At 68.3% G+C, this 25,974-nt stretch carries 20 protein-coding genes; 7 read left to right on the top strand and 13 right to left on the bottom strand.

Features of this window, described 5'->3' with window-relative positions; translation table 11 throughout:
* Positions 1-5: 5 nt before the first annotated feature.
* Positions 6-473: an SRPBCC domain-containing protein gene (locus MYK68_RS06495; RefSeq protein ID WP_247867067.1), complete on the top strand. Its 468-nt coding sequence runs from the start codon at positions 6-8 to the stop codon at positions 471-473.
* 14 nt (positions 474-487) lie between these two features.
* On the opposite strand, the gene MYK68_RS06490 is transcribed toward MYK68_RS06495, so the two are convergent.
* From MYK68_RS06490 to MYK68_RS06480, 3 genes are read right to left on the bottom strand one after another with little or no spacing between them, the layout of a single operon-like run.
* A complete protein-coding gene (locus tag MYK68_RS06490) occupies positions 488-991 on the bottom strand; it encodes a histidine phosphatase family protein (RefSeq protein WP_247867066.1) in 504 nt (167 codons plus the stop codon).
* A gap of 1 nt (position 992) precedes the next feature.
* Positions 993-1,820 (bottom strand): CbtA family protein, encoded by an 828-nt coding sequence (locus MYK68_RS06485; RefSeq protein WP_247867065.1) that lies wholly within the window; start codon positions 1,818-1,820, stop codon positions 993-995.
* Positions 1,821-1,846: 26 nt separating this feature from the next.
* Positions 1,847-2,083: a CbtB domain-containing protein gene (locus MYK68_RS06480; RefSeq protein ID WP_247867064.1), complete on the bottom strand. Its 237-nt coding sequence runs from the start codon at positions 2,081-2,083 to the stop codon at positions 1,847-1,849.
* Positions 2,084-2,314: 231 nt separating this feature from the next.
* On the opposite strand from MYK68_RS06480, the gene MYK68_RS06475 reads away from it, so the two are divergent.
* Positions 2,315-6,994: an ATP-dependent helicase gene (locus MYK68_RS06475; protein ID WP_247867063.1), complete on the top strand. Its 4,680-nt coding sequence runs from the start codon at positions 2,315-2,317 to the stop codon at positions 6,992-6,994.
* Positions 6,987-7,841 carry a DNA-formamidopyrimidine glycosylase family protein gene (locus MYK68_RS06470; protein ID WP_247867062.1) on the top strand — a complete coding sequence of 285 codons (855 nt, stop codon included), beginning with the start codon at positions 6,987-6,989 and terminating at the stop codon, positions 7,839-7,841. Before MYK68_RS06475 ends, MYK68_RS06470 begins: the two co-directional genes overlap by 8 nt.
* A gap of 134 nt (positions 7,842-7,975) precedes the next feature.
* On the opposite strand, the gene MYK68_RS06465 is transcribed toward MYK68_RS06470, so the two are convergent.
* The 8 genes from MYK68_RS06465 to MYK68_RS06430 all read right to left on the bottom strand — a co-directional run bounded on the left by MYK68_RS06465 (position 7,976) and on the right by MYK68_RS06430 (position 17,657).
* Positions 7,976-8,350, bottom strand: a complete 375-nt coding sequence (locus tag MYK68_RS06465; RefSeq protein ID WP_247867061.1) for a carboxymuconolactone decarboxylase family protein — start codon at positions 8,348-8,350, stop codon at positions 7,976-7,978.
* Positions 8,351-8,443: 93 nt separating this feature from the next.
* Entirely contained in the window at positions 8,444-9,097 is a 654-nt protein-coding gene (locus tag MYK68_RS06460) for a 3-oxoacid CoA-transferase subunit B (protein WP_247867060.1), read from the bottom strand.
* Positions 9,097-9,885: a CoA transferase subunit A gene (locus MYK68_RS06455; protein WP_247867059.1), complete on the bottom strand. Its 789-nt coding sequence runs from the start codon at positions 9,883-9,885 to the stop codon at positions 9,097-9,099. The genes MYK68_RS06460 and MYK68_RS06455 overlap by 1 nt, the downstream gene beginning before the upstream one ends.
* 11 nt (positions 9,886-9,896) lie before the next feature.
* On the bottom strand, positions 9,897-10,682 hold the full coding sequence (locus tag MYK68_RS06450) for a hypothetical protein (protein ID WP_247867058.1): 786 nt from the start codon (positions 10,680-10,682) through the stop codon (positions 9,897-9,899).
* An 82-nt stretch (positions 10,683-10,764) separates the two neighbouring features.
* On the bottom strand, positions 10,765-13,068 hold the full coding sequence (locus MYK68_RS06445) for a hydantoinase B/oxoprolinase family protein (protein WP_247867057.1): 2,304 nt from the start codon (positions 13,066-13,068) through the stop codon (positions 10,765-10,767).
* Positions 13,069-13,097: 29 nt separating this feature from the next.
* Positions 13,098-15,227: a hydantoinase/oxoprolinase family protein gene (locus MYK68_RS06440; protein WP_247867056.1), complete on the bottom strand. Its 2,130-nt coding sequence runs from the start codon at positions 15,225-15,227 to the stop codon at positions 13,098-13,100.
* A gap of 47 nt (positions 15,228-15,274) precedes the next feature.
* Positions 15,275-15,703 carry an acetone carboxylase subunit gamma gene (locus MYK68_RS06435; protein WP_247867055.1) on the bottom strand — a complete coding sequence of 143 codons (429 nt, stop codon included), beginning with the start codon at positions 15,701-15,703 and terminating at the stop codon, positions 15,275-15,277.
* A gap of 46 nt (positions 15,704-15,749) precedes the next feature.
* The gene (locus tag MYK68_RS06430) at positions 15,750-17,657 is read right to left on the bottom strand and encodes a hydantoinase/oxoprolinase family protein (RefSeq protein WP_247867054.1); all 1,908 of its coding nucleotides are present in this window, start codon (positions 17,655-17,657) and stop codon (positions 15,750-15,752) included.
* A 218-nt stretch (positions 17,658-17,875) separates the two neighbouring features.
* Here MYK68_RS06430 and MYK68_RS06425 point away from each other — a divergent pair, with 218 nt between their 5' ends.
* Positions 17,876-19,723 (top strand): sigma-54-dependent Fis family transcriptional regulator, encoded by a 1,848-nt coding sequence (locus MYK68_RS06425; RefSeq protein ID WP_247867053.1) that lies wholly within the window; start codon positions 17,876-17,878, stop codon positions 19,721-19,723.
* 244 nt (positions 19,724-19,967) lie between these two features.
* Positions 19,968-20,531, top strand: coding sequence for a hypothetical protein (locus MYK68_RS06420; RefSeq protein ID WP_247867052.1), 564 nt, complete (start codon positions 19,968-19,970; stop codon positions 20,529-20,531).
* Between the two features lie 15 nt (positions 20,532-20,546).
* Here the strand turns inward: MYK68_RS06420 and MYK68_RS06415 are convergent, their stop codons facing one another.
* Both MYK68_RS06415 and glpD read right to left on the bottom strand, forming a co-directional pair.
* Positions 20,547-20,963 (bottom strand): pyridoxamine 5'-phosphate oxidase family protein, encoded by a 417-nt coding sequence (locus tag MYK68_RS06415; RefSeq protein ID WP_247867051.1) that lies wholly within the window; start codon positions 20,961-20,963, stop codon positions 20,547-20,549.
* An 85-nt stretch (positions 20,964-21,048) separates the two neighbouring features.
* Positions 21,049-22,791 (bottom strand): glycerol-3-phosphate dehydrogenase, encoded by a 1,743-nt coding sequence (glpD, locus tag MYK68_RS06410; RefSeq protein WP_247867050.1) that lies wholly within the window; start codon positions 22,789-22,791, stop codon positions 21,049-21,051.
* A gap of 51 nt (positions 22,792-22,842) precedes the next feature.
* On the opposite strand from glpD, the gene glpK reads away from it, so the two are divergent.
* The gene (gene glpK, locus MYK68_RS06405; RefSeq protein ID WP_247867946.1) at positions 22,843-24,363 is read left to right on the top strand and encodes a glycerol kinase GlpK; all 1,521 of its coding nucleotides are present in this window, start codon (positions 22,843-22,845) and stop codon (positions 24,361-24,363) included.
* Between the two features lie 232 nt (positions 24,364-24,595).
* A complete protein-coding gene (locus MYK68_RS06400) occupies positions 24,596-25,954 on the top strand; it encodes an SLC13 family permease (protein ID WP_247867049.1) in 1,359 nt (452 codons plus the stop codon).
* Positions 25,955-25,974: the final 20 nt, after the last annotated feature.

Raw genomic sequence — 25,974 nt, 5'->3', positions numbered from 1 at the left:
CGGCCATGGGCAGAACCGACCGCGCCAGCCTCCTCGTCCACGCCGATCGCGCCGCGATCTTCGACGCGCTGACCAGCGAGACCGCGCTGTCCGGGTGGCTGCCGCCGCGGGGCATGAGCGGACGTTTCGAGCACTTCGACATGCGGACGGGCGGGTCGTACCGGCTCGTCCTCACCTACGACGACGCCCGCGGCGCCCCCGGCAAGACGGCCGCGGACTCCGACGTGTCCGACGTGCGCATCACCGGCGTCGTGCCCGGCGAGCGCGTGACCCAGGAGGTCGACTTCGTCTCCGCCGACCCGGCCTTCGCCGGCACCATGCGGATGGACTGGACGCTGTACCCCGACGACGACGGAACGCTGGTCGAGTTCACCGCACGGGACGTCCCGCACGGGATCAGTGCCCGCGACCACGCCGCGGGCCTCACCTCGTCGCTGGCGAACCTCGCGGCGTATCTCGAACCGGAGGAATGACTACCGCACCCGCGTCACCGCGAGCCACGACCCAGGCCGTCCACCGAGTGCGTCGACGCCGGCCGGACGTCGGCGGCGAAGAACACGTCCGGACCGCCGCACAGCAGCGCTTGCGCGACCGGGGCCGCCACCACGAGAACCGTTTCCGGTTCGAGGCCGGCCACGTGATCGCGGATCCGTTCGACGAAGGCGCGCACGGACTCCCCACCGTGCGGAACCGCGTCGGGATCGGCGAACCACGCCCCCAGCTCGCCGGGCGGGATCTCCTCCGGAGGCCGGCCCCGCCACGACCCGACGTCGAGCGTCGCGAGGCCGGGGTCGACGTCGTACGACCGGCCCAGCAGCCCGGCGCTCTGCCGCACCGATGCCTCCGGGCCGGCCCGCGTGGCGGACCGGCCCGGAGGTGCGACGATCAGGGCCTCGACGCTCGCGATCCCGCGCGCGTCGAGAGGGTCGTGCTCGCCACCGAAGCGCACCGACCGATTCGGCGCGGTACGCCCGGCGACGACGACCAGCACGTCAGGCGCCGGCCGGCTCGGCGGCCCGCTCCTGCGTGTCCGCGGGATTGCGCAGCATCCGGCCCAGGATCAGGCAGAAGACCAGCACGAGCACGGACCAGAGGATCACCTGGTTGGCGATCGCGCAGACGCGGAAATCGGCGACCACCTGACCGGGGAAGCCGGCGCCGAAAATGGTGCCGTCGTGCTCCACCGGGCCCGGGATCTCCTTGAAGGTCGGGAGCAGCGCGGCGGCGATCGTCACCACGATCAGGAATCCGATGCCCGAGAAGATCCCGGAGATCAGACCGCCGAACCGGTCCCACAGCGCGAAAGTGACCCACACGGCGAGGACCATCGCGACCACCGACACCGCGGTGATCGTCAAGTACGACCCGGAGCGGGCACCGATGGTGTCCTCGTCGCCCACCGCGGGCGGGTTCGGGGGATACACGAAGAACGGCACGCCGATCACCGCGACCCAGCCGAGCACACCCAGCGCCCCGGCGACCAGGCGCGGGTCGACGCTCGCCCAGCGCCGTCCGACGTACGCCCAGAGGAAGGTGAAGGCCACCGCGAAGAAGGCGCCCATGCAGAGCGCGAAGATCACCGTGCCGATACCGGCTCCGACGTTCTCCTGGATGGTCCGGGTGAAGACCTCGTGCTCGTGGCCGTGCTCGGGAGCGCCGCCGAGCGCGACGTTCATCTTCTCCTCGGCGTGCGACCGGTACTCCTCGTAGTCGATCGCCTTCTCGACCTGCGGTTCGATGAAGATGCGGGCGTAGATGAACGTGATGATTCCGGCGATCAGGCCCGAGAGCAGGCCAGCGCCGACGAATTTGCGTTCCATGTTCTGTTGTCCTCGTTCCGCGGTGATCAGTGGCAGGGGAAACCGAGGAAGTGCCGCGAGTCGTGAATGAACTCGTGGATATGAGTGTCCGAGCCGAAGACCGAGACGGCACCCTGGTCGTAGCCGAGGAAGTAGTACGCGAGCGCGGCGACCAGGACGGTGGCGGTCAGGAACAGTGCCGCCGACGCGGTGTCGAGATGCGGGACGGCCAGGCTGCGGGCGCGCTGCGCGGCATTGCCGGCCGAGTGGGTCGATGCGGTCATGAGACAACCTGCTTCCGGGATCGTGCGTCCCGTTGACGTGGGCATCCGCCGGGTGAACGGACGACACCCGCCGTGGCGTTCTGACTCGGAACCTGTAGACAGGACCCTCACAGTGGCGCGACCGTTACGGACTTTCACCGTATTTCCCGCGTCGGGTGCAGCGGTCAGCTTATCGCGAACGCGGCTGCTCGGTGCACCCGACTGTCGGAGGGCTGGGGTTCAATGGACGCCATGGCCGCCAGGGACACTCCGGCGGGATTCGGTCCCGCGACACGTCGCTGGTTCGACGGCGCGTTCGGTGCGCCGACCCCGGCACAGGAGCGAGCCTGGTCCGCCATCAGCCGGGGCGAGAACACGCTGGTGATCGCGCCGACCGGATCGGGTAAGACCCTCGCCGCATTCCTGTGGGCCATCGACCGACTCACCGCCGGGCCCCCACCTTCTCCCTTCGACGGGGAGGGTCCTGAGCTCGCGTGGCGGAGCTTGCGACGACACGCGGTCGATGGGCAGGGGTCTGGAGGCGTCCGCGTCCTCTACGTCTCGCCGCTGAAAGCCCTCGCGGTCGACGTCGAACGGAACTTGTCGGCGCCGCTGGTCGGGATCGGTCACGCGGCGGCCGAGCTGGGGCTGCCGGCGCCGACGATCAGCGTCGGGGTCCGCTCCGGCGACACCCCGGCCGCGGCCCGCCGCGCCCTCGTCGCCGATCCGCCGGACATCCTCATCACCACACCCGAGTCGCTGTATCTGATGCTGACCTCGGCGGCCCGCGAGACGCTCCGGACCGTCGAGACGGTGATCGTCGACGAGATCCACGCTCTCGCGCCGACCAAACGCGGCAGCCATCTCGTCCTCTCCCTGGAACGGCTCGACGAACTCACCGGCCGGCCCGCTCAGCGCATCGGCCTGTCCGCGACGGTGCGCCCACCCGAGACCGTCGCCCGGTTCCTGGCCGGCGCCGCCGAGTGCACCATCGTGCGCCCGCCCGCGGCGAAGACCTTCGATCTGAGCGTCGACGTGCCCGTCGAGGACATGACGAACGTCCCCGTGCCGGCCGCCGAGAACGACGAACTCGACGACGCCTTCTCCCCGACAGCCGGTTCCCTGTGGCCGTTCGTGGAATCGTCGATCGTCGACCTGATCGAGGCCAACCGCTCGACCATCGTCTTCGCGAACTCCCGGCGTCTCGCCGAACGACTCACCGCGCGCCTCAACGAGATCGCCGCCGAGCGCGCCGGGATCGACGTCGACGCCCTGGCCCGCAATCCCGCGGTCCCGGGCGGTAAACCGTCGTCGATCAGCACCCTGGACGTGGCCGGAGCCCCGCCGATCCTGGCCCGCGCCCATCACGGGTCGGTGAGCAAAGAGCAGCGCGCCGACATCGAGGACGCCCTCAAGTCCGGTCGCCTGCGCTGCGTAGTCGCCACCAGTTCCCTGGAGCTGGGCATCGACATGGGCGCGGTGGACCTGGTGATCCAGGTGGAGACCCCACCGTCGGTGGCCTCGGGCCTGCAGCGGATCGGCCGGGCCGGGCACCAGGTCGGCGAGATCAGCCAGGGTGTGGTCTTCCCGAAGCATCGGATGGACCTCATCGGCTGTTGCGTCACCGTGTCGCGGATGCGCAAAGGCGAGATCGAACAGCTGACCGTCCCGCGGAATCCGCTCGACATCCTGGCCCAGCAGACCGTGGCCGCCACCGCCGTCGACGACGTGAACGTGGACGACTGGTACGACGTGGTGCGCCGCGCCGCGCCGTACCGGGACCTCACGCGCGATGTCTACGACGCGGTGATCGACCTGATCTCCGGCCGCTACCCGTCCGACGAGTTCGCCGGTCTTGCGGCCCGCGTCGACTACGACCGGGCCACCGGGACCCTCACCGCGCGGCGCGGCACCCTGCGGGTCGCGGTCACCTCGGGCGGCACCATCCCGGACCGCGGCATGTTCGGAGTGTTCCTCGCCGGGGACGAATCCGGAGGTGCCCGCCGCGTCGGCGAACTCGACGAGGAGATGGTCTACGAATCGCGCGTCGGCGACGTCTTCGCGCTCGGCGCGAGCAGCTGGCGCATCGTCGAGATCACCCACGACCGCGTGCTGGTGATCCCGGCCCCGGGCCAGCCGGGCCGGCTGCCGTTCTGGATCGGCGACGCCGTCGGGCGGCCCGCCGAGCTGGGCGCGGCGATCGGCCGGTTCGTCGGTACCGTCGGCGACGCGGCGAAACTCGACGAGTCCGCGCGGGAGATCGGCCTGTCCGACTACGCGCGCGGTAATCTCGCGGCGCTGATCGCCGACCAGCGCGAGGCGACCGGCACGCTGCCGACCGACCGGACGCTGGTGGTCGAGCGCTTCCGCGACGAGCTCGGCGACTGGCGACTGATCCTGCACTCCCCCTACGGACTCCGCGTGCACGCACCGTGGGCGAGTGCGATCGCCGCGCAGCTCGACCAGCGTCTCGGCCTCGACGGGGTCACCACCGCCACCGACGACGGCATCATCGTCCGCCTGCCCGATACCGACGACGCGCCGCCCGGCGCGGAGGTGTTCGACGTCGCGCCCGACGAGATCGACGATCTGGCGACCCGCGCGCTGGCCGACTCCTCGCTGTTCGCCGCGCGTTTCCGGGAGTGCGCCGCCCGTGCGCTGCTGCTGCCGCGGCGGGATCCGGGTAAGCGCGCCCCGCTGTGGCAGCAGCGCCAGCGCGCCGCGCAGCTGCTGTCCGTGGCCGCCCGCTTCCCGGAGTTCCCGATCATCCTGGAGACCGCGCGCGAGTGCCTGGAGGACGTGTACGACCTGCCGGCCCTCACCGAGGTGCTCACCAGGATCGCCGCGCGCCGGATCCGGATCGTCGAGGTGGAGACCGCCACCCCGTCACCGTTCGCCGCCTCGATGCTGCTCGGCTACGCCGGGAACTTCATGTACGACGACGACGCACCCCTCGCCGAGCGCCGCGCCGCCGCCCTCACCCTCGACACCGCCCTGCTCGCGCAGTTGCTCGGCCGGGTGGACCTGCGCGAGCTGCTCGACCCGGTGGTGCTCGCCGACACCGTCGCCCGCCTGCAGCGCACCGCGCCCGAGCGGCGGGCGCGGGACGGGCAGGACGTCGCCGACCTGCTGCGCTGGCTCGGCCCGCTCACCCGCGACCAGATCGCCGAGCGGTACGACGGTGCCGAGGATCTGGACGCCGTGCTCGCCGGACAGCTCGACGCCGGCCGGGTGGTGACGGTGACGATGTCGGGCACCGCGCACCTGGCCGCCATCGACGACGTCGCCCTCCTGCGCGACGGACTGGGCATCCCGCCACCGCTCGGTGTCCCGGCGGCCTATCTGACCGGCCCGAACGATCCGGTCGGCGACCTCATCCACCGCTACGCGCGCACCCACGGCCCGTTCACCGCCGCCGATGCCGCGGCCGATCTCGGCATGGGCGTCGCGGTGGTGCGCGACACGCTCACCAGACTGGCCGGACGGCGGACGGTGATCGAGGGCGAATTCGTCGTCCGCGAACCACCGGAGCGCAGCCAGTGGTGCCACGCCGACGTCCTCGGCCAGTTGCGGCGCGGATCCCTCGCCGCCGGACGCGCCGAGGTGGAGCCGGTGGACCACGCCACCTACGCCCGCTTCCTCCTGGACTGGCAGCACGTCACGACGCCGCTCTCCGGCGCGCACGGCCTCCTGTCGGTGATCCAGCAGCTCGCCGGCCAGCCGCTCCCGGCGTCGGCCTGGGAATCTCTCGTGCTGCCGTCCCGCATCTCCGACTACCGGCCGGCGCTGCTCGACGAACTGCTCGCCGGCGGCGAGGTGGTCTGGTCCGGCCACGGCCGGATCGGCGCAGCCGACGGCTGGATCGCCCTGCATCCGGCGCAGGACGCCCCGCTGACCCTGCGCCCAGCCGACGACCTCGACGCCGACGAGGTGCACACCGCGATCCTCGACCGGCTCGACGGCGGCGCCCTCCGGTACGCGAGCCTGGCGGGTGCCCTGGATGACGCCGGCCTCGCGGTCGGCGACGATCCGCGACGGCACGCCGCACTGTGGGATCTGGTGTGGACCGGACGCATCGCGAACGACTCCTTCGCCCCGGTACGTGCCCTGCTCACCCCCGGCCGCTCCCGGGCCGGCGCGACGGGCGGCACCCCGGCGCACCGGGTCCGCGGCGGCCGGGCCCCGCGCCTGCGCGCCGGGCGGCTGTCGTCCCGGTATCTGGCCGGGACCGACGCGGCGCCCGTGCCCCCGCTCCTCGGCGGCCGCTGGGTGCGGCTCGACCGCGCCGAGATCGATCCGACGACCGCCGCCGCGGCCGCCTGCGAGATCCTGCTCGACAGGTACGGGGTGGTCACCAAGGGCGCCGTCGTCGCCGAGGAGGTGCCCGGCGGATTCGCGCGGATCTACAAGGCGCTCAGTGTGTTCGAGGACTCCGGACAGGCCCGGCGCGGCTACTTCGTCGACGGTCTGGGCGGCGCGCAGTTCGCGGCGGGCACCACCGTCGACACCCTGCGCGACGCCGCCCCGATCCCGCGCGAGGAATCACTACGGGCGGTCGTACTGGCCGCGACCGACCCGGCCGATCCCTACGGCGCCGCCCTGGGCTGGCCCGCCTCGGCGCGCCCCGAGTCGGGGCACCGGCCCGGCCGCAAGCCGGGCGCCCTCGTCGTGCTGGTCGACGGCGAGGCGACGCTCTTCGTCGAGCGCGGCGGCAAACGGATCCTCACCTTCACCGACCAGACCGACCGTCTGGAAGCCGCCGCCGCGGCGCTCACCGACGCGGTCCGCCGCGGCCGGGTACCCCGCATTCACATCGATCAGGTCGACGGCGACGCCGCGGCGCGCACCGGCCTCGGCGCGATCCTCGCCGAGCAGGGCTTCGCGTCGACCCCGAAGGGACTCCGGATGAACTACGACCCCCGTCATGCCTGAGGGCGACACCGTCTTCCTCGCCGCCCACCGCCTCCACACGGCGCTGGCCGGAAAGACCCTGTCTCGCACCGATTTCCGCGTCCCGCGGCTCGCCACCGCGGACCTGTCCGGCGCCCGGATCGACCGCGTCCGCGCCGTCGGCAAACACCTCTTCATCGATTACTCGTCCCCTGAGCCTGTCGATTCGCCCCCTGAGCTTGTCCACTCGCCCCCTGAGCTTGTCCACTCGCCCCCTGAGCTTGTCGAAGGGTCCATCCATTCCCACCTGATGATGGACGGCGCCTGGCACGTCTACCGCGCCGGCGAGAAGTGGCGCCGCCCCGGCTTCACGGCGCGCGTGGTCCTGCGGACCGGCGACGGCACCGAGGCCGTCGGCTTCGACCTGGGCATTCTGGAACTGACCGGCGATCCGGCGGCGACCGTCACGCACCTCGGCCCCGATCTGCTCGGGGAGAACTGGGATCCGGCGACGGCCGTGGCCAACCTCGCGGCGCGGCCGGATCGGGCACTCGGCCTGGCCCTCCTCGACCAGCGGAATCTGGCCGGGATCGGCAACATCTACCGCAGCGAACTCTGCTTCCTGGCCGGGCTGCACCCCGCGCGGCCCGTCGCCGAGGCCGATCTCGACGCCGTCGTCGCCGACGCCCACCGGCTGCTGACGGCGAATGCCCGCCGCGCCGTGCGCTCCACGACGGGCGACCATCGCCGCGGGCGGGAACTGTGGGTGTACGGCCGGGAGTGCCGTCCCTGCCGGCGGTGCGGCACCCCGATCCGGCGCGGCATGCTCGCGGGCGACGACCGCGAGAACGAACGGGTGATCTACTCGTGCGCCCGATGCCAACCGTAGGCGACGGCACCGACGTGGTATCGGCCACTTCCGGCGGAGCCGGCGTCCCCTGCCATCCGGCACGGGACGCCCGCCCCCGCGAGGCTCACGAGCCGCTACCGCGACTCCCTACGTCGCAACCTCGGCCCCCGCGATCACTCGTCGAACACCGCCTGCACCACCTTCATCGCCGACAGTGCCGCCGGCGCCCCGCAGTAGCCCGCGGTATGCACGATCGACTCCACGATCTCAGTGCGGGTCAACCCGTTGGCAAGCGCTCCGCGGACGTGCCCGCCGAGTTCCTCATGCGCCCGCAAGGCGGTCAGGATACCCAGATTCAGCAGGCTCCGGCTGCGCCGGTCCAGACCCGGGCGAGTCCAGATCGCACCCCACACATGCTCGGTCACCAACCGCTGCAGTTCCTCCGATTCGGTGCCCGCGGTCCGGTTCAGCGCACGGTCGACGAAGTCGTCGCCCATCACCGCGCGCCGAACCGCGAACCCGGCCTCGACGGCTTCCGGGTCACCCATCGCCGCGCGCCGGGAGTCGGGTGGGCCCGCGTCTGCCGGCCCCGGAGAGAAAAGCGGCGGCCTGGGCGCACCCGACGCGGCACGCCGCGGCCGTCATCGATCTTCCGTCGTTGCCAGGGCCACCGACACCGGGGCGTCGGTCTTGGCAACGACCTCGGTCACCTCCACTCCGGGGGCGAGTTCGACCAGTCGCAGCCCTTCACCGGTCACGTCGAGCACGCCCAGATCGGTGATGATCCGGTCCACCACCCGCCGGCCGGTCAGCGGTAGCGTGGTGGACCGCAGGATCTTCCGGGAACCGTCCCGCGCCACGTGCTCCATGACGACGATCACCTTCCGGGCACCGTGCACCAGATCCATGGCACCGCCCATGCCTTTGACCAGCTTGCCCGGAACGACCCAGTTGCTCAGATCCCCGTGCTCGCTGACCTGCATGGCACCCAGTACCGCGATGTCGATGCGGCCCGACCGGATCATGGCGAAGCTGGCGGCGGAGTCGAAAAAGCTCGCCCCATTCAGGACGGTCACCGTCTCCTTACCCGCGTTGATCAGGTCCGCATCTTCCTCACCGTCGAACGGGTACGGACCCAACCCCAAGATGCCGTTCTCTGACTGCAGGACGATGTGCATGTCATCTGGTACACACCCGGGCACCAGTGTGGGGAGCCCGATCCCGAGATTGACGTAGTCACCGTCATGCAATTCGGCGGCAGCCCGCGTGGCCATCTCTTCTCGTGTCCAGCCCATCACACGGCCGCCTCTCGCATACGCGGACGTACCGTCCGCCGTTCGATCCCCTTGTCCGACGCGTCCTCGCGGGACAGCGGCAGAACGGCGTTGACGTACACCCCGGGAAGGTGGATCTGGTCGGGGTCGAGGACACCGGGTTCGACGACCTCCTCCACCTCGGCGATGGTGATCGCCGCCGCCATCGCACACAGCGGGTTGAAGTTGCGCGCGGCCTTGCGGAACAGCAGGTTCCCGTGCCGGTCCCCCTTCCACGCCCGAATGAGCGCAACGTCCGGGTAGATGGCGTGTTCGAGTACGAAGTCACGCGGCTGACCGCGCCACTGGAACTGCTCGACGCGCTTGGCCTCCGACGACAGCGCCACCGTGCCATCCGGACCGTACCGAATCGGCAGCCCCCCGTCCGCGACGACGGTACCCACCCCACTCTGGGTGAAGAACGCGGCGATGCCGGCACCGCCGGCCCGGAGCCGCTCGGCGAGGGTGCCCTGCGGGTTCAGCTCGATCTCGATCTCACCGGCCAGGTACTGCCGTTCGAGCTCCTTGTTCTCGCCGACATACGACGCGATCAGGCGGCGAATCTGACGGTTCTCCAGAAGCAGTGAATTGCCGACGCCCTCGATCCCGCAATTGTTGGAGACCACCGTGAGATCCGGGGTCCTTTGATCGGCGAGGGCGGCGAGCAGGATCGACGGGATCCCGCACACTCCGAATCCCCCCGTCGCGACGGTCATCGACTCCTCGACCACCGCCACCGCATCTGCGGCATTGTCTACTGACTTGTCCATGTGTCCTTCCTTCAGACCATCTGCTTGAGCTTGTCGAGCACGGTCTCGGGATTGGCCTCGGCCGGGATCGTCGTGAGCACGACGTCGCCTTCGGGCATCTCCGCACCGTCACACCAGAAGCCGGCCGGAAGCACACCGACGGTGACCCCGGTCCCGACCTCGACCCGGTCCGGATGGCGCAACAGCACCGACCAGTCGAAGTGCGCGGCGACGTTAGTGATGGCCGTGTACTCGGAAAGGGACTCCACCAGGCCCTCAGGCGCGCCGGTGGCATCGAGAACGACGGCGTCCACCGGCAGAGCACCGAGCTGTCCGAGCCATTCGGCGATATACATCGACGCACCGTCGGCATCGTCGGCGTCGATCTCGTCTGGGGACGTGCCCGCCACCGCGTGCGCCCATGCCAGCCAGGCGGCGGGTGAAGGCACCCGCAGTACGAGATTCCGGCGGGTGGTCTGCGCGACCGTGCTTGCCGCCAGAACGAACTCTTCCACCAGATCGGGTGCCCCGAGAAGAGCGCGCAGGGCGTAGCCGGTGCGTGAGCGCTCGGCCATACCGACGACGAGCTCACGGCGGATCTGGAGGTGGGCACGCTGCCAGCGCTGGACGTCGATCCAGGTGGCATCGGCATTCAGGAGAGAATGGACCTGCCCGAAATGCCCGGCGAGGGCGGCGACGTCGGTCCACGGCGGGGTGGAGCCCTGCCGGATCACTGCGGTCGCGTAGTCGGTGTCGTCGATGATGAGGGGGCGACCGCGGCCGGTCGGGGGTGCGGCCGCGAGCGAAGTGAGACTCATGAGTGTGTCCTTGGCTGACAGAAACGGATGTCGGGCGGACATGCTCCCGAGACGCGACCAGCGTCTCGGGAGCATGAAAGGATCAGCGAAGTCGGTTAACGGTTTCGCCGTGCTTGGCTTCGAGTTCAGCGACGCGCTGCTCGAGCACGGCGATCTTGACCTCACGCCGGTCGGGGATGTTGATGATCGGCAGTTCGGCGAGCGGCGCGGTCACCCGCTTGGGGCCGTCGATGCCGAACACCGTGGCGGTCAGTTCCTCGGAATCCGAACCCCACGACCCGTAGTAGTGCAGTTCCTGCGGCGGTTCGGGCTTCACGAACTCCTCGCAGAACTGCGGAAACGGCTTGCCGCGCTCCAGGCGGGCCCGGCGCGCCTCCGCGCGAGCCTGCTCGGTCTTCTCGACATCGAGCCGAAAGGTCTCCGGGTCGTAGTGTACGGCGAAGATGTCCGCGGCCACCTTCGCGCTGATCCGGCCGAGTTCGGCGTCGGCGACGACCGACTCCGGCAGACGCTCCAGCGGATCGCCGTAGCCACCGCCGGCGCCCTGGCTGATCATGTACAGTTCGCCGTCCTTGGCGAGATCGAACTGCAGCCCCATGTGGTAGGTCGAGTACTGACCGTCCGCGAAGGGCCGCTCGTTCATGATCTTCTCGATCGACAGGTCGAAGGTCTTGCTGTCCCGACGGAAGTGCTCGTAGACGTTGGTGCCCTTGACCATGGCCAGCGGGTAGGTACCACATCCGTAGCCGCCGTACATCCCGTAAATGGACGAGAACTTCGAGCCGGAAGTGACCGTCATGAAGCCCCACTCCGGCGTGCCTTCGGCGGCGACGATCATCTCGTATCCCATACCGCCGTTGAACTTGCCGAAGCCCATGTTGTCACGCACCAGCCGCTTGGCGACCAGCTGCATGAACGGAACTTCCTCCTCCATCACCTCTTGCTCAGCGGTGTCAGCCATCGCACAGAAGAGAGGCGAAACCGCGTCCTCGCCGTCGCGGAACGGCTTGGCTCCGCCGGGCATTCCGTTCAGGTCGGCACAGAGGTTGCCCACCATATCGCCGTGCTGGGTGATACCGCCCCACAGGAAGGTGTTGATCTGGTTGAACCAGTTCGCGACCACATTGCTGTACTTGTGCGGGGTGGAGAACGAGATGCGGCTATACAGCGCCTGCATCGCCGAGAAGCCACGGAAGGACGCCTGCAGCGACTGCCCCATGGGGGCGTCGTACGAGGCGTCGGCCCAGGTGCCCTCGTCGGAGATGATCTCGATACAACTCATCGCGGCCGTGCACCGCGGCAGATCCGGCCACCAGAACGCCAGAATCGCCTGCATCATCATCGACTTCACCGAACACAGCGGCGAGTTGATCGCCCTGTTGCGGATCTCCGGGCCCGTGCCCCGAAGGTCGACGGTCATGTGGTCACCCTTGATGGTCACCTTGCACGCGATCTTGATCAGGATGTTCTCTTTGAGCGTGCTGTCCATGAACTGGTCGAATCGGTACGTGCCGTCGGGCAGCTCCGAGATCCGGCGACGGACCTCGACGTCCACGTCTTCCACCGTGGTGCGCAGGGCGGCCACGAAGGTGTCGACACCGACCTCATCGATCACGTTGTCGACGCGCTCCATGATCTTGCGGACCGCGGTCATCTTGACCTTGAGGTCGGCGAGCTGCAGCTTCGGGTCGCGCACCGAGTGCTGCAAGAAGGTCAGCAGGTCTCGGCGCAGGTGACCGCGCTCGACGATCTTGAACGGGCTCATCCGCAGACCGTCGTCGAACGGCGTCTCCGAGCCCGAGGGCATGCCACCCGGCTCGCACGCTCCGTTCTCGCCCTCGTGGATCGTGGCCGCGACCCAGGCGATGATCTGCCCCTCACGAATGACCGGCATGATCATCGACTGGTCGGTGTTGTGGACGTTGCCGTATCGCGCGTCGTTGTGGATGAAACCGTCGCCCTCGTGGATTCCCACGGTCGGCTCGTCCTTCCAGTACTTCATGATGTACCGGATCGGGTGGTGCAGGATCGCGCTGAAGGCGATCACGCCATGGCACGACAGGTACGAGACGTCACCGGAGGCCGTGTAGATCGCGGTCGTCAGGTCGCCCCACTTCGCGCCAGGAGCGGCGCCCTGCGCTTCGCACATCTCGTAGCCCTCATCGAGGGCTCCGGCGATCCGCTTGCGGATGCGCTCCACCTCGAGCCGGTCGACGCCGGCCGCGATCGCGATCTCTTCGTGGTCGCTGCGCGCGGCGATGCTGTGATCGCGCATGATCTCCGGGTCAGGCCCCAGAAACAGGGTGGTCTCGTCCATGAACTTGTCGACCCACTCCTGCTCCTCGGAGGTGAGCGGAGTCGCGGGACGTTCGTTGATTGCAGTCATTGTGTGTCCTTCGTTGGGAGATGTGTCGGTCAGTCCTGGAGGAACCAGACCGCACCCTGTTCGGTCGGCTCCAGTCGCCACGACGGCTCGACGAGGAAAGTGGTGGTTTCGGTGGTGACGATGGCCGGCCCGGGGATGACCCGGTCCGCGGAGAGCGCCTCCTCGTTGTACAACGGGGTGTCGATGGGCTTGTCGTGCCCGATGAAGTACGCGCGGCGATGGCCGATCGGGTCCGGAACGGTGCGCTCGCCACTGCTTTCCAGGGTGTCGAAATTGACCACGTCGCCGTCGACGAAGGCGGCCACTCGCACGGTGTTGCAGCGGATTCCCGCCTCCGGCGCGGCCGAAGCGGCACCGAATCGGTGACTGTAGACATCGCCGAAGGTCTTGATGATCTCCAGTACGTCGCCGACCCCGGAGACGCGGGAGAGGTCCGGTAGTGCGACGGCCTGGGTCAGCAGCTGATTGCCGTAGCGCATGTCCAGTTCCAGCCGGAACTTCACCTCGTCGCCGTCGAATCCCTGCCGAACCAGATCCTCGCGGCCCTGGTCCTCGAGTTCTGTGATCACCGCGTTGAGGTCGGCGTAGTCGGAGTAGAGCGCGCGGGTGGTGGCGTTGTACAGGGTCACGTGCACGCCCCGCTCGTGGAAATGCAGCTGGCGCATGTTTCCGGCACCGCATGCGGAGAAGACCGACGAGAACGGCGGCGCCAGCACCCGCTTGATCCCGGCGTGACGGGCGATGCCGCACGCGTGCAGGGGCCCATTGCCGCCGTAGGCGAGCATGGTGAAGTCCTCGGGAAGGTAGCCGCGCACCCGCAGCTCCTTACCGATGCCGATCGCCATCTGCTCATCGACACCGTCCTTGATCACCCGGGCGACCTCGACGACATCCATGTCGAGGTAGTCACAGAGGTTCTCCTCGATCGCGAACTTCGCGCGGCGCGGATTCAGCTTGATGTAGCCGTTCGCGTAGTTGTCCGGATCGAAGTAGCCCAGCACCAGATCGGCATCGGTGACCGTGGGCTTGAGACCGCCGCGGTCGTAGCACGCCGGGCCCGGGTTGGAGCCCGCCGACTGCGGGCCGATCTTCACCGAGTTATGGATGCGGTCGTAGCTGGCGATCGAACCACCGCCGGCCCCGAGCGTGTCGAGGTGGACCATCGGCACCGAGACGAGCCAGCGGTCGATCGTGGGGAGGAAGTCGTAGTGCTTCACCCCGCCCTCCGGCACCAGACCGATATCGAACGATGTGCCTCCCATATCGGTCGAAATCAGGTTGCCGATGCCCGTCTCGTTCGAGAGGTGCTCCGCGGCCCCGACGCCGGCGATCGGCCCGGAGTGGATGGTCTGGAGCGCGTCGGTCGAGTTCATCTGCGCCATTCCGCCGGAATTGTGAATCACCAGCATCGGGCGGTCGTAGCCGAAGTCGCGCAGATTATTCGACAGCTGCGAGAGCGCATGGAACATGATCGAGTGCAGATAGCCGTCGACGATGGTCGACGTGGCACGGACGTACTCGCCCTTGCGGCCGGACACCTGGTGGCCCAGCAGCACCGGGATGGCGCCGAGCTCATGCGGCGGGAACTCGTCGAGGATGATCTCCTGGATCGCCAGCTCGTGTTCGGGGTTCTCCGTCGCGTTGGTCAGTGAGACGACGATCGCCTCAGCCCCGGCGTCCACCAGTTCGCGGACGACGCTGCGCACGTCGTCGGGATCGATCCGCGCAACGATCTTGCCCGCCGAGTTGATCCGTTCCTTGACCGACCGGATCAGCGACCGCGCCACCAGCGGCTCCGGACGTTCAGCGGCCGGCAGATTCTGCTGCATCGAGTAGTCCAGGCCCTCGCCGTAGCCGCGGCCGCGGGAAAGCGGAATGGTGTCCTCGAATCCGTGCGTCACGATCGCCGCCACCTTGGGCCCATTGCGCTCAATGAGCGCGTTGGTTCCCAGCGTGGTGGCGTAGCGCACGGAATCAACCTCGGACAGCACCGTCGACCGGTCGAGTCCGGCGCGCTTGCACGCGAGGTCGAGGGCATCGTTGAAGCCCAGCGCGAGGTTGTGATGGGTGGTCAACGCCTTGGCGTCGACGTAGATATCGTCCCAGACGAAGAAGCAGTCGGTGAAGGTTCCACCGATATCGACGGAGATACGTTTCATGGGATTTGACTCCTGGGGGGGGGAAGATGGATCGCGGTGGACCCGGATCAGCGGATGTGCCCTGCGGCCTTGAGCTCGGCGGTGTACTTCTGTGCGTCCTCGCCGGGGCCGTAGTTGTGCGCCTCCTCGGCGTCCACTCCACGCTCGGCCCACTGCGCCCGCAAGGCGGGGATGTCGATGATCATGTCGATGGCCGGAGGATGCCCCGGCGGGAGGTACTCGACCTCGATCTGGGTGGCACAGCCGGGGCAGTAGTACTCGACGATCCGGCAATAGCCCGGGTCGGGACTGAAGGTGTACTCGTACTGTTCCGGATCGATGATCGGCTGATGGATCTCTCGCGGATCGCGGTCGTAGGCGAGGGTCGCGGGCTTGTAGTTGCCGTGCGCGGACCCCATGTCCTGGGCGCACACGCGGCAGACCCAGCGCTCGGTATCGAGATCGATCAGCAGGTATTCGGTCATGGGCACTCGCATGAGGGCCCTCCTTTCAGGAAGATGTGTGAATTCGGGTCGATCGACATCAGAGGTCGTCGGACAGGTACAGGTCACCGGCCGCGGTCACCCGGAAGGACCACCCCGGCAAGACGCGAGCGGTGAAGAACGGGCCCTCGATGATCGCCGGACCCGACCCTCCCTGGCCCGGCAGCAGGTCGTCGAGAACATGTACTGGAACCTCATCGACCTGGTCGGCCGAAGAACGGACCATGCGGGTGTTGGCAGCTTGAGCCGCGCTCGCCGCGACGGGAGCGTCAGTCTCGAGCTCGGGATGAGGCAGACGCGCGGAAACCGCGAGTTCCAGGGAGACCGCATTGCCCGGGTACTCGACCTCGTCGCCGACGGCGTACGGGATCCGGCTGATCGAGCCGTCGTCCAGGTTCTCCAGCACCAGCCGCCACACGGCCTGGCAGTCGGCGAAGGTGTAGCCCTCTTGGAACATGTCCCGGCTGGCGCGCGCGGTGAGGCCCTCGTACGCTTCCTCCGCCGCTTGACGCGTCGTCTCGGGCAGGATCACCTGGTAGGTCTTGCCGATATCGGAGAACGCGATACCGAACGCGGAGAAGACCGCCGCGGTGCGCGGAATCAACACATTCTTAACGCCCGCAAGCCGGGCGGCCCCTGCCGCGCTCATCGGGCCGGCGCCACCGAAGGCGAGCAGCGTCGTATCGGGCTCGACCAGAGCGGAGAAGGAGCCGGCCAGTGCCGTGAAATAGGCGTTCTCCATCTGCACCAAGGCCTCGTCGAGGCTGATTCCGAGCGGCTCGGCGACCGTCTCGTTGATGACCGCCCGCGACCGTTCCGGATCGAGTGTGAACGTTCCATCCAGATAGGTGTCGGGGTCGAGCACGCCGAGCAACAGGTTGACATCGGTGATGGTGGCCTGTTTGCCGCCGAAACCGAAGCAGGCCGGACCGGGCGCCGCGCCGACTGACTGTGGGCCGACGGTGATCTGTCCGTCCACGACCTTGATCACGGACGAGCCCCCCACGCCGGTCGACGTGACGTCACTCATGCCGTAAGAGATGTCGACGCCTTCGATCGCACCGTGTTCACGCACCACTACCTCGCGGTCACCGACCACTCCGACATCGGTGGTGGTGCCGCCGATGTCCATCATGAGTGCGTGCCGGATGCCGTACACCTCGGCGAGGGCGGCGGTTCCTTCCAGTCCGCCACGCGGGCCGGAGGAGTAGGTCTTGAGCGCCACCGACTTGGCGACCCGCGAGGACGCGCCGTCATTTCGGTAGACCAGCAGCGGATTGGCGACCTTGTGCTCTTTCAGTCGCCGCTCGGCTCCGTAGAGGAACCGCTCCATTGTCGGGTGCAAGAAGGCGTTGATAACGCACGACCAGGTACGACGTGCAGCGTTCCGATCGCCGGAGAGGTCCCAGCTGTAGATCAGCGGGACCGAACCGAGCAGATGCCGCGGGAACCCGCGCAGCAGGATATTGCGCAGCTTCCGCTCCTCCTCCGCATCGGCGCCGGCGATCACCACACGCGCGGCACCCAGCGTGGTGAGCCGGTTGACCAGTTGCACAACCTCGAACTCGAGATCGTCCGCGTCCGGATCGACGAACAGAAGGCGCTCGCCGATCAGGCCGTCCCGGAGCTTCTCCTCGTCGCTGCTGGAGACCATGTCCTCGGCCAGGCCGTCAATGGTGGTGACGACGCCGATCATCGGGCCCTTGCGCTCCACCAGTGCGTTGGTTCCCTGGGTGGTGGAGTACCGGATGTGCTGTGCTTGGTGCAGCAGCCGAGTCAGGTCGGCGTCTCCGTAGAGCTTCGCCGAGGCCTTCTCGATTCCGGTGAAGAGGCACTCAGACAGGTCGTGGGGGGTCGTCAGAGTCTTGGTGAAGCTGAGCTCGGTGCCGTCCCACACGCAGATGTCGGTGAGCGTTCCACCGTTGTCGATGTTGATAAGAGTTTCCATGCCGGTCCGTTCATGAGACTGTCGGGGCGTTGTGGACGTGGCCTCCGCCACATCCGCCCTCTAAGAGTGGTGGTTGTCTCATGGGGCATGCGTGTCTCACAATGAGACAGTCCGGCACATGGACCGTGACGCAGATCTCGTTCACACTTGTGCATGTGATTCGCGCGCCTCCTCGGGCGCCGACCGGCCATCCATCCGGAGACATACGGAGGGCAGACATGCCGAATACCGATAACCGACTGCTTCGGGTAGCGGCCGCGAGGGCCGATTTCCTCGAATCGGGCCCTCAGGGAGCAGCCGGTGTCGGTGATGTCGTCGTCGCGTCATGGGAACGCAGCCACGCCGCCGGCGTCGACGTCTCGGCGGCGCACAGCACATTCACCGACGACATCGATACCGGTTCGCTCCTAGTCCGCTGCGCACGGCCGGTTCTCAATCAACTCACCAGCGACACCATTGACATGCCGCTGGTGGTCGCACTGACCGACAGCCACGCTCGTGTGGTGCAACGGATCGACGCCTCCCCCGCCGTCGGACGGCTCCTTGAACGCGTCGATTTCGCCCCCGGATACACCTATGCCGAATCGACGATGGGCACCAACGGCGTAGGCACGGTCCTGGAAGCAGGACAGCCGGTGAGCGTCGTCGGGCCCGAGCACTTCACCGAGTACCTCCAGCCCTTCGCCTGCACCGGTGCGCCCATCATCGATCCCGTCACCCGACGTATCGAGGGCGTTCTCGACATCTCGACGCTCAGCCATAGCTGGAGCCCGATCATGCACGCGCTCGTCAAGAGCGCGGCGAAGGACATCGCCCAGAACCTGTTGCTCGATCGCAGCCAGGCACAGCAGGCGATCTTCGCCACCTACCTGCGGGAGTCCGCCCGCACCACCAAGAACGCCGTGTTCGCCTTCGGCGGCTCCATCTTCATGGCCAACGACGTCGCACAGGCATGGTTCGACGCAGGCCAGCAACAGGCGCTGCGGGAGCATGCCGCGTTCCTGATGCTTCACAAAGATCGGATCCACGACACTGTTCCACTCGACGACGGTCGGCAGGTGCACATCACGGGAACTCGGATCATGACCGGTCTCGATGTCGCCGGAATCGTGGTGACAGCAGAAATCGCGGGTGGCGGCCGGCGCGGGCCGGGGGCGGAGATCGCCGACCACCATCTGCCCGAAATCGGGCTGGCCACAAAGACGACATCCTCGCTCATCGACGACCTCGCACGTCCGCGCGAACGAACAATCTCCGGCCGGTCACCCGCCTGGCAGAGCGTCTGCCGAGAACTCCGCACCGCGCTCATCGAACGAACCCCGACGATAGTCGTCGGCGAAACCGGCACCGGCAAGTTCACCTTGGTCACCGAACTGTTCCACGGTCTTTTCGACGATGCCCGGAGCATCAGCGTGGATGCCGAACAGTTCAGCGCTCAGAACGATCCGACGGTCATCGAGAAACTTGTCAGTGCCGATACCACGCCGACGCTGTACATCTTGCGCAACATCGATCAGTGCACCACCGACGCCGCCGAAGAGGCCGAGAAGTTCCTGACCACGCTCCGTGAGCTGGAGCAGCCCGTCTGGTGTATCGCCACGCTGTCAGATTCAGCCCTTGACTCCGACCTCCCCTTCAAGCAGATCCTCGGCCACTTCGACAAATCGGTGAGCGTCCCGCCACTGCGTTTCCGAACCGACGATGTCGACGATGTGACGGCGGCACTACTGCGTTTGCTGGCCCCCGACCGAAGGGTCCGAATCAGCCCGGAGGCGCATCGCGTCATCATCCGGTACTCGTGGCCACGGAACGTATCGCAGCTACGCGAGGCACTCGTTCACGCACTACGCCGACGACCGGTCGGCGAGATCCAAGCCGGCGACCTCCCCGGCTATTGCCAAACGTTTTCCCAGCGAATGCTCACCCCGGTCGAATCCGCAGAACGGGATCTGATCGTCTCTGCGCTGCGCACCAATGACGGCAACCGATCGGCCGCGGCCGAACAGTTGGGAATGGCCCGTTCGAGCCTCTACCGCAAGCTCCGCACCTACGGGATCGCAGGCTGAGGTCACCCCCGACGGTCTAGACAGGGTGGCGGTCGGGCGCCGGGCCGATCGTGAGACGGCGCCCGGCGATCGGGGGGGCCGAAGACCATGCGACGGCGATCTCGACGTGGTTCATCGTGCGCGTCGGCACCCAACGCTGCAGCGGCAGTGGGAACGACGACCGTGCAAGCGACCCGGTGATCCCGACCTGTCCGGCCCGGCGTGAACGGCGACCGCCGAGTCGCCACCTTAGGGTCACCTAAGAATGTGGTTCAAGGACTACGGCGGCGCGCGCCTCGTCCGCAAGGCCGTCATCCTGTCCGGGATGGTCCTCGGTTCCCCGTACCAGTCGTACTGGCTGCGCCAGGGAAAGTGCCCGCCCGCGGACCGGATGCAGTACCTGCCGCCGCGGTACCGCGGGATGAACCCCACTCCGGCCTGCCTGGAACAGGCGATGGGCGGCGCGGACATCACCGCGCTGAACACTCCGACGCAGGCGTTGCCCGGTATCACCTACTACAACGTGACGACGCTGCGCGAAGAGGAAGCCGCGCCGTTCTGGATCAACCTGATGACCGGCCTCGGCGACTATCGCAACATTGTGACCCAGGATCTGTGCCCGAACGACCCGATCGTCCACACGACGCTGAACGTCGCCCCGTCGATGTGGGCGCTGATCGATTCGCTGTTGCGGACCGGAACCCCGCGGATGAGCTGCATGACGCCCTCCGCGCCGGCGATCAAGGTCCGGCCGGTCCGCGCGCCCTCGGGTATCCCGCTGCCGCCCGGCACCGTCATGCCCGCACAGTTCGAGAAGTACTACCGCTGAGCGAGCGGCCGTGCGCTACACCGGGTAGCGGTCGGGCTCCGGGCCGAACTTGAAACGACGCCCGGTGATCTCGGCGACGTCGATCTCGACGTAGTTCATCTTGAGGGTCGGCACCCAGGGCTTCAGCGGCAGCTGGTCGGCCTCCTGGATCTCCTTGGTGCCGGTCAGGATCCGCGCGGTGCCCTTGGCGACGACGCTCCAGCCGATCTTGCTGGTGAAGCCGTCGGTCTCGAAGGCCACGCGTCCGTTCACCGCGATCTCGGACAGCTTGGTGCCCTCACCGGTGCGGAAGAGGATCTTGCCGTCATGGGCGTACGCGTTGACCGGGAAGATCTCCGGCTCACCGTCGACGCTCAACGCCAATCGCCCGAACACGCTCTCGCTCAACAGATTCCAGCACTGATCCGCATCCAGCGCGGTGATCGCTTCCATGGCTCCTCTTCCGCCGATTCGTCAATAGAACCCTATGCGGATAATCCTGGTCGCGCAGCCGTCGCGCGGACAAGAGCCCTAGGGCCTACTCCGGCACCGGCACCGGTTCGAGGATCTCCCGGCGCGCCTCCGGCGCCGCCACCCGCAGGGCGTCCGCCGACTCGTCGTCCGGCTGGCGCTGCGAGGCGATCTCCGCCTCCACCCGCGCGCAGTAGTTCTCGATCTCCCACTCCCGCTTCTCCTCGCTCCACCCGAGGATCGGGGCGATGAGCCCGGCCACCTCCCGGGCGCAGTCGGCACCGCGATGCGCGTACTCGATGGCGATCCGGGTCCGGCGGGCCAGCACGTCTTCCAGGTGCAGCGCGGCCTCGAAGCGCGCGGCGTACACCACCTCGACGCGCAGATACTGCGGCGCGGCGTCGATCGGCTGCAGCAGCGACGGGTCGTCGGCGGCGAGCGCGAGCACGTCGTCGAGCATCGAGCCGTAGCGGTTGAGCAGGCGGCGGACCCGGTACGGGTGCAGGCCGTAGTGCTCGCCGAGGTGCTCACACTGGTTGACCAGCGCGAAGTAGCCGTCGGCGCCCATCAGCGGCACCCGCTCGGTGACCGACTTGCCGACCCGGTCCGGGATGTACTCGGCGGCCGCGTCGACGGCGTCGGCACCCATCACGCGGTAGGTGGTGTATTTGCCGCCGGCGATGGAGATCAGCCCGGGCGCGACCGCGGCGACGGCGTGCTCACGGGAGAGGGCCGAGGTCGATTCGTCCTCCCCGGCCAGCAGCGGCCGCAGGCCCGCGTACACGCCCTCGATGTCGTCGTGGGTCAGCTCGGTCACCAGTTCGGCGTTGACCCGCTGAAGGAGATAGTCGATGTCGGCGCGGGTCGCCGCCGGGTGCGCGAGGTCCAGGTTCCAATCGGTGTCGGTGGTGCCGATGATCCAGTGGGTCTCCCACGGGATCACGAACAACACCGAGTTCGCGGTGCGCAGGATGATCGCGGTCTCGCTGACGATGCGATCGCGCGGCACCACGATGTGCACGCCCTTGGAGGCCCGCACCCGGAAGTGACCGCGCTGGCCGGACAGTTTCTGCACCTCGTCGGTCCAGACACCGGCCGCGTTCACCACGCAGTGCGCGCGAACCTGCGTGGTCTCCCCGGTCTCGCTGTCCCGGAGCTTGACGCCGGTGACGCGGTCGCCCTCGGTAAGGAAGCCGACGGCCTGGGTCGAGGTGCGGACCACGGCGCCGTAGTGCGCGGCCGTCCGGGCCAGGGTGAGGCTGTGCCGGGCGTCGTCGACCACCGTGTCGTAGTAGCGGATGCCGCCGACCAGGGCGCCGCGCCGCAGACTGGGCGCGATGCGGTGCGCGCCGGACCGGGAGACGTGCTTCTGGCCGGGGACCGACTTGGCGCCGCCCATCCGGTCGTACAGGAACAGGCCCGCGGCGATGTAGGGCCGTTCCCAGAAACGCTTGGTGATCGGGAAGAGGAAGGGCAGCGGCTTCACCAGATGCGGGGCCAGCAGGCTGAGCGAGAGCTCGCGTTCGCGCAGCGCCTCCCGGACCAGACCGAACTCCAGCTGCTCCAGGTAGCGCAGGCCGCCGTGGAACATCTTGGACGACCGGCTCGACGTTCCGGAGGCGATGTCGCGGGCCTCGACGAGGGCCACGCGCAGTCCGCGCGTCGCCGCGTCGAGCGCGGTGCCGACGCCGACCACGCCGCCGCCGATCACGACGAGATCGAACTCCTCGTCGGTCAGCCGCTGCCACGCCTGCGCCCGCTGTGCGGGTCCCAGGTCTGCCGGTCGTTCCTCGCGATGCTCGTTGGACACGCCGAAATTCTACCGGAGAGTAATAGCCCGCGTGGCACACTGACTCCCGTGATGACGCCCACCGGCTCCGCCGCTCCCCGCTACGTCGCCGCGATCGACCAGGGCACCACGTCCACGCGCGCGATCATCTTCGACCGCCGCGGTCAGGTGATCGCCACCGAGCAGGTGGAACACCGGCAGATCTTTCCGCGCGCCGGGTGGGTGGAGCACGATCCGATGGAGATCTGGCGCAACACCCGGCGCGTCGCGGCGGCGGTCCTGGCGGCCTCCCAGGTGAACACCTCCGACATCGCCGCGTGCGGCATCACCAACCAGCGCGAGACCACCGTCGTCTGGGATCGCACCACCGGCGAGCCCGTTCACAACGCCATCGTGTGGCAGGACACCCGGACCGCCGCCCTCTGCGAGGAGCTGGCCGGCGACGAGGGCGTCGACCGCTACCGCGCCCGGACCGGCCTCCCGCTGTCGACCTACTTCGCCGGCCCCAAGGTGCGCTGGATCCTGGACAACGTCGACGGCGCCCGCGCCCGCGCCGAGCGCGGCGAGCTGTGCTTCGGCACCATCGACAGCTGGCTGGCGTGGAACATGACCGGCGGCGTCGACGGCGGTCGGCACCTCACCGACGTCACCAACGCCTCCCGCACCCTGCTGATGGACCTGCGCACGCTGGACTGGGACCCGCAGATCTGCGCCGACCTCGCCATCCCGATGTCGATGCTCCCGGAGATCACCTCCAGTTCCGCGGTCCTGGCCTCGCTGCGCACCCGCGGGTCGTTCCCGGAGGTTCCGCTTGGCGGCATCCTGGGCGATCAGCAGGCGGCCACCTTCGGGCAGGCCTGCCTGACCCCGGGCGAGGCGAAGAACACTTACGGCACCGGCAACTTCCTGCTGCTGAACACCGGTACCGAGCCGGTCTTCAGCGAGCACGGCCTGCTGACCACGGTCTGCTACCGGCTGGGCGATGAACCCGCGCGCTACGCCCTGGAGGGCTCGATCGCGGTCACCGGCTCGCTGGTCCAGTGGCTGCGCGACAATCTGGGCCTGATCCCCACCGCCGCCGACGTCGAATCCCTGGCGGCCGCGGTCCCGGACAACGGCGGCGTCTACTTCGTCCCGGCCTTCTCCGGCCTGTTCGCCCCGCGCTGGCGGCCGGATGCGCGCGGCGTGATCGTCGGACTCACCCGGTTCGCCGACAAGCGGCACATCGCCCGTGCGGTCCTGGAGGCCAGCGCCTACCAGACTCGCGAGGTGATCGAGGCGATGGAGGCCGACTCCGGCGTCGCCCTGACCACGCTGAAGGTGGACGGCGGCATGGTCGGGAACGACCTGCTGATGCAGTTCCAGTCCGACCTGCTCGGCGTTCCGGTGGTTCGGCCGCAGGTCACCGAGACCACCGCGCTGGGCGCGGCGTACGCCGCCGGCCTGGCGGTCGGTTTCTGGGAGAGCCCGGACGACATCCGCACCAACTGGGCCGAGGGCAAACGCTGGACTCCGGCCATGGACGACGACGAGCGCGCCCGCCTGTACGACGGCTGGAACCGCGCCGTCACCCACTCGTACGATCTGGCGTAGTCCACGAGCCGACACAGCGCTCCCCCACCGGGAGCGCCCCGTGCTCCCCGCGGGACACGAATCGTTCATTCTGTGCCAGGGAAACGTGGTTTCTGTGCCGCGTGCGGCCGGGACAGGGGTCGTACGTCCCTAGCGTCCCCGAAGCGCTCCCCGCGCACCGCGCCGGCGGGACACAATACGGCGACGGCTTCTCTCGCCGTCCCTGACCTCATCCCCCGAGGAGCGCTTCGTCGTGGAAATCTTCAAGCTCATCATCGAGATCCTGCTGTTCCTCGCACCGCTGGCCGTGGGCGCCCGCTACGGGCCACTCGCCCTCATCGGCATGTCCGGTGTCTCGGTATTCATCCTGGTCGAGGCCCTGCGGCTGCAGCCCGGCTCGCCGCCCATCACCGCCATCTTCATCATCCTCGCCGTGATCGTGGCCTCGGCGGCGATGAGTGCCGCCGGCGGGATGGACTTCCTCGTCCGGATCGCGGGGAAGGCGATGGGCAAGCACCCCAAGGCGATTCCGGTGGTCGGCCCGCTGATCGTCTGGCTGTTCACCGTGATGTCCGGCACCGGCAACATCACCTTCGCCCTGATCCCGATCATGTATCGGGTGTCGTACTCGGCCAAGATCCGGCCCGAACGCATTCTCGCGACCGCCAACGCGGTGTGTCAGCTGGCGCTGATGTCGAGCCCCGTCGCCGCGATCACCTACGTCTTCATCAACATCGCCGAGAAGCAGGGCGAGCACGTCGGGCTCGGCAAACTGCTCGCGGTGACGGTCCCGGCGTCGTTGATCGCCACCGTCCTCACCTCGCTCATCATGTCCCGCTACGGCAAGGAGCTGGACGACGATCCGGAGTACCAGCGCCGACTGGCGGCCGGCGAGGTGGAGCCGCCCGCACCGCTCGTCGACGACGACCTGCCGCCGCTGCGGGAGCGCGCCTCGTGGAGCGCCTACATCTTCCTGATCGCCGTCGTCCTGGGTGTGGTCCTCGGCTTCTTCGAGAAGTTGCGTCCCACCTATTCGAAGTCCCTGGAGGACGGCTCGGTGGTCGAGACGCACGTCTCGATGAGCTTCATGATTCCGATCGTCATGTTCGCCGCGGCGGGCCTGATCATGGTCATGTGCAAGGTCAAGACGCCGGAGGTGCTGAGCGAGTCGATGATCGGCACCGGCGTGATCGCCGCGCTGCTGCTGCTCGCGGTGCCGGTGCTCGCCGGCACCATCATCAACGACCACATGAAGGAGATCACCTCCTTCGTGGAGAGTTCGATCGGCGTCTCGGTGGCACTGTTCGCGGTGATTCTGTTCGTGCTCGCGGCCCTCATCCAGAGCCAGGTCGCGTCGGTCTCCGTCCTGCTGCCGATCGCCCTGACCGCCGGACTCGGCGTCGGTCCCGCGGCCGGCATGCTCGGCGCGGCCGGCGGCAACAATCTGCTGGCATCGATGGGCGGCCTCGGTCAGGCGTGCATCATGACGGACAAGACGGGCTCCACCAAGCAGGGCTCGATCCTGATCAACGGCTCGTTCCTGGTCCCCATGCTGCTGTCGTCCGCGTTCGCCGTCGCCATCGGTCTCGGCATGCAGTTCCTCGTCTTCTGACGACTTCCCACCAACCGAAA

The organism is Gordonia sp. PP30 (genome assembly GCF_023100845.1).
GTDB lineage: Bacteria > Actinomycetota > Actinomycetes > Mycobacteriales > Mycobacteriaceae > Gordonia.
This window is presented reverse-complemented; position numbering and strand designations above follow the sequence as displayed.

Excerpts from the sequence above, each read along its gene's own strand:
- MYK68_RS06470 (WP_247867062.1), top strand. The coding sequence starts at position 6,987 with ATGCCTGAGGGCGACACCGTCTTCCTCGCCGCCCACCGCCTCCACACG.
- MYK68_RS06460 (WP_247867060.1), bottom strand. The coding sequence starts at position 9,097 with ATGGGCTGGACACGAGAAGAGATGGCCACGCGGGCTGCCGCCGAATTG.
- MYK68_RS06420 (WP_247867052.1), top strand. The coding sequence starts at position 19,968 with ATGTGGTTCAAGGACTACGGCGGCGCGCGCCTCGTCCGCAAGGCCGTC.
- MYK68_RS06440 (WP_247867056.1), bottom strand. The coding sequence starts at position 15,227 with ATGAAACGTATCTCCGTCGATATCGGTGGAACCTTCACCGACTGCTTC.
- MYK68_RS06430 (WP_247867054.1), bottom strand. The coding sequence starts at position 17,657 with ATGGAAACTCTTATCAACATCGACAACGGTGGAACGCTCACCGACATC.
- MYK68_RS06450 (WP_247867058.1), bottom strand. The coding sequence starts at position 10,682 with ATGAGTCTCACTTCGCTCGCGGCCGCACCCCCGACCGGCCGCGGTCGC.
- MYK68_RS06485 (WP_247867065.1), bottom strand. The coding sequence starts at position 1,820 with ATGGAACGCAAATTCGTCGGCGCTGGCCTGCTCTCGGGCCTGATCGCC.
- glpK (WP_247867946.1), top strand. The coding sequence starts at position 22,843 with ATGACGCCCACCGGCTCCGCCGCTCCCCGCTACGTCGCCGCGATCGAC.
- MYK68_RS06455 (WP_247867059.1), bottom strand. The coding sequence starts at position 9,885 with ATGGACAAGTCAGTAGACAATGCCGCAGATGCGGTGGCGGTGGTCGAG.
- MYK68_RS06475 (WP_247867063.1), top strand. The coding sequence starts at position 2,315 with ATGGCCGCCAGGGACACTCCGGCGGGATTCGGTCCCGCGACACGTCGC.
- MYK68_RS06415 (WP_247867051.1), bottom strand. The coding sequence starts at position 20,963 with ATGGAAGCGATCACCGCGCTGGATGCGGATCAGTGCTGGAATCTGTTG.
- MYK68_RS06425 (WP_247867053.1), top strand. The coding sequence starts at position 17,876 with ATGCCGAATACCGATAACCGACTGCTTCGGGTAGCGGCCGCGAGGGCC.
- MYK68_RS06435 (WP_247867055.1), bottom strand. The coding sequence starts at position 15,703 with ATGCGAGTGCCCATGACCGAATACCTGCTGATCGATCTCGATACCGAG.
- MYK68_RS06480 (WP_247867064.1), bottom strand. The coding sequence starts at position 2,083 with ATGACCGCATCGACCCACTCGGCCGGCAATGCCGCGCAGCGCGCCCGC.
- MYK68_RS06465 (WP_247867061.1), bottom strand. The coding sequence starts at position 8,350 with ATGGGTGACCCGGAAGCCGTCGAGGCCGGGTTCGCGGTTCGGCGCGCG.
- MYK68_RS06445 (WP_247867057.1), bottom strand. The coding sequence starts at position 13,068 with ATGACTGCAATCAACGAACGTCCCGCGACTCCGCTCACCTCCGAGGAG.
- MYK68_RS06495 (WP_247867067.1), top strand. The coding sequence starts at position 6 with ATGGGCAGAACCGACCGCGCCAGCCTCCTCGTCCACGCCGATCGCGCC.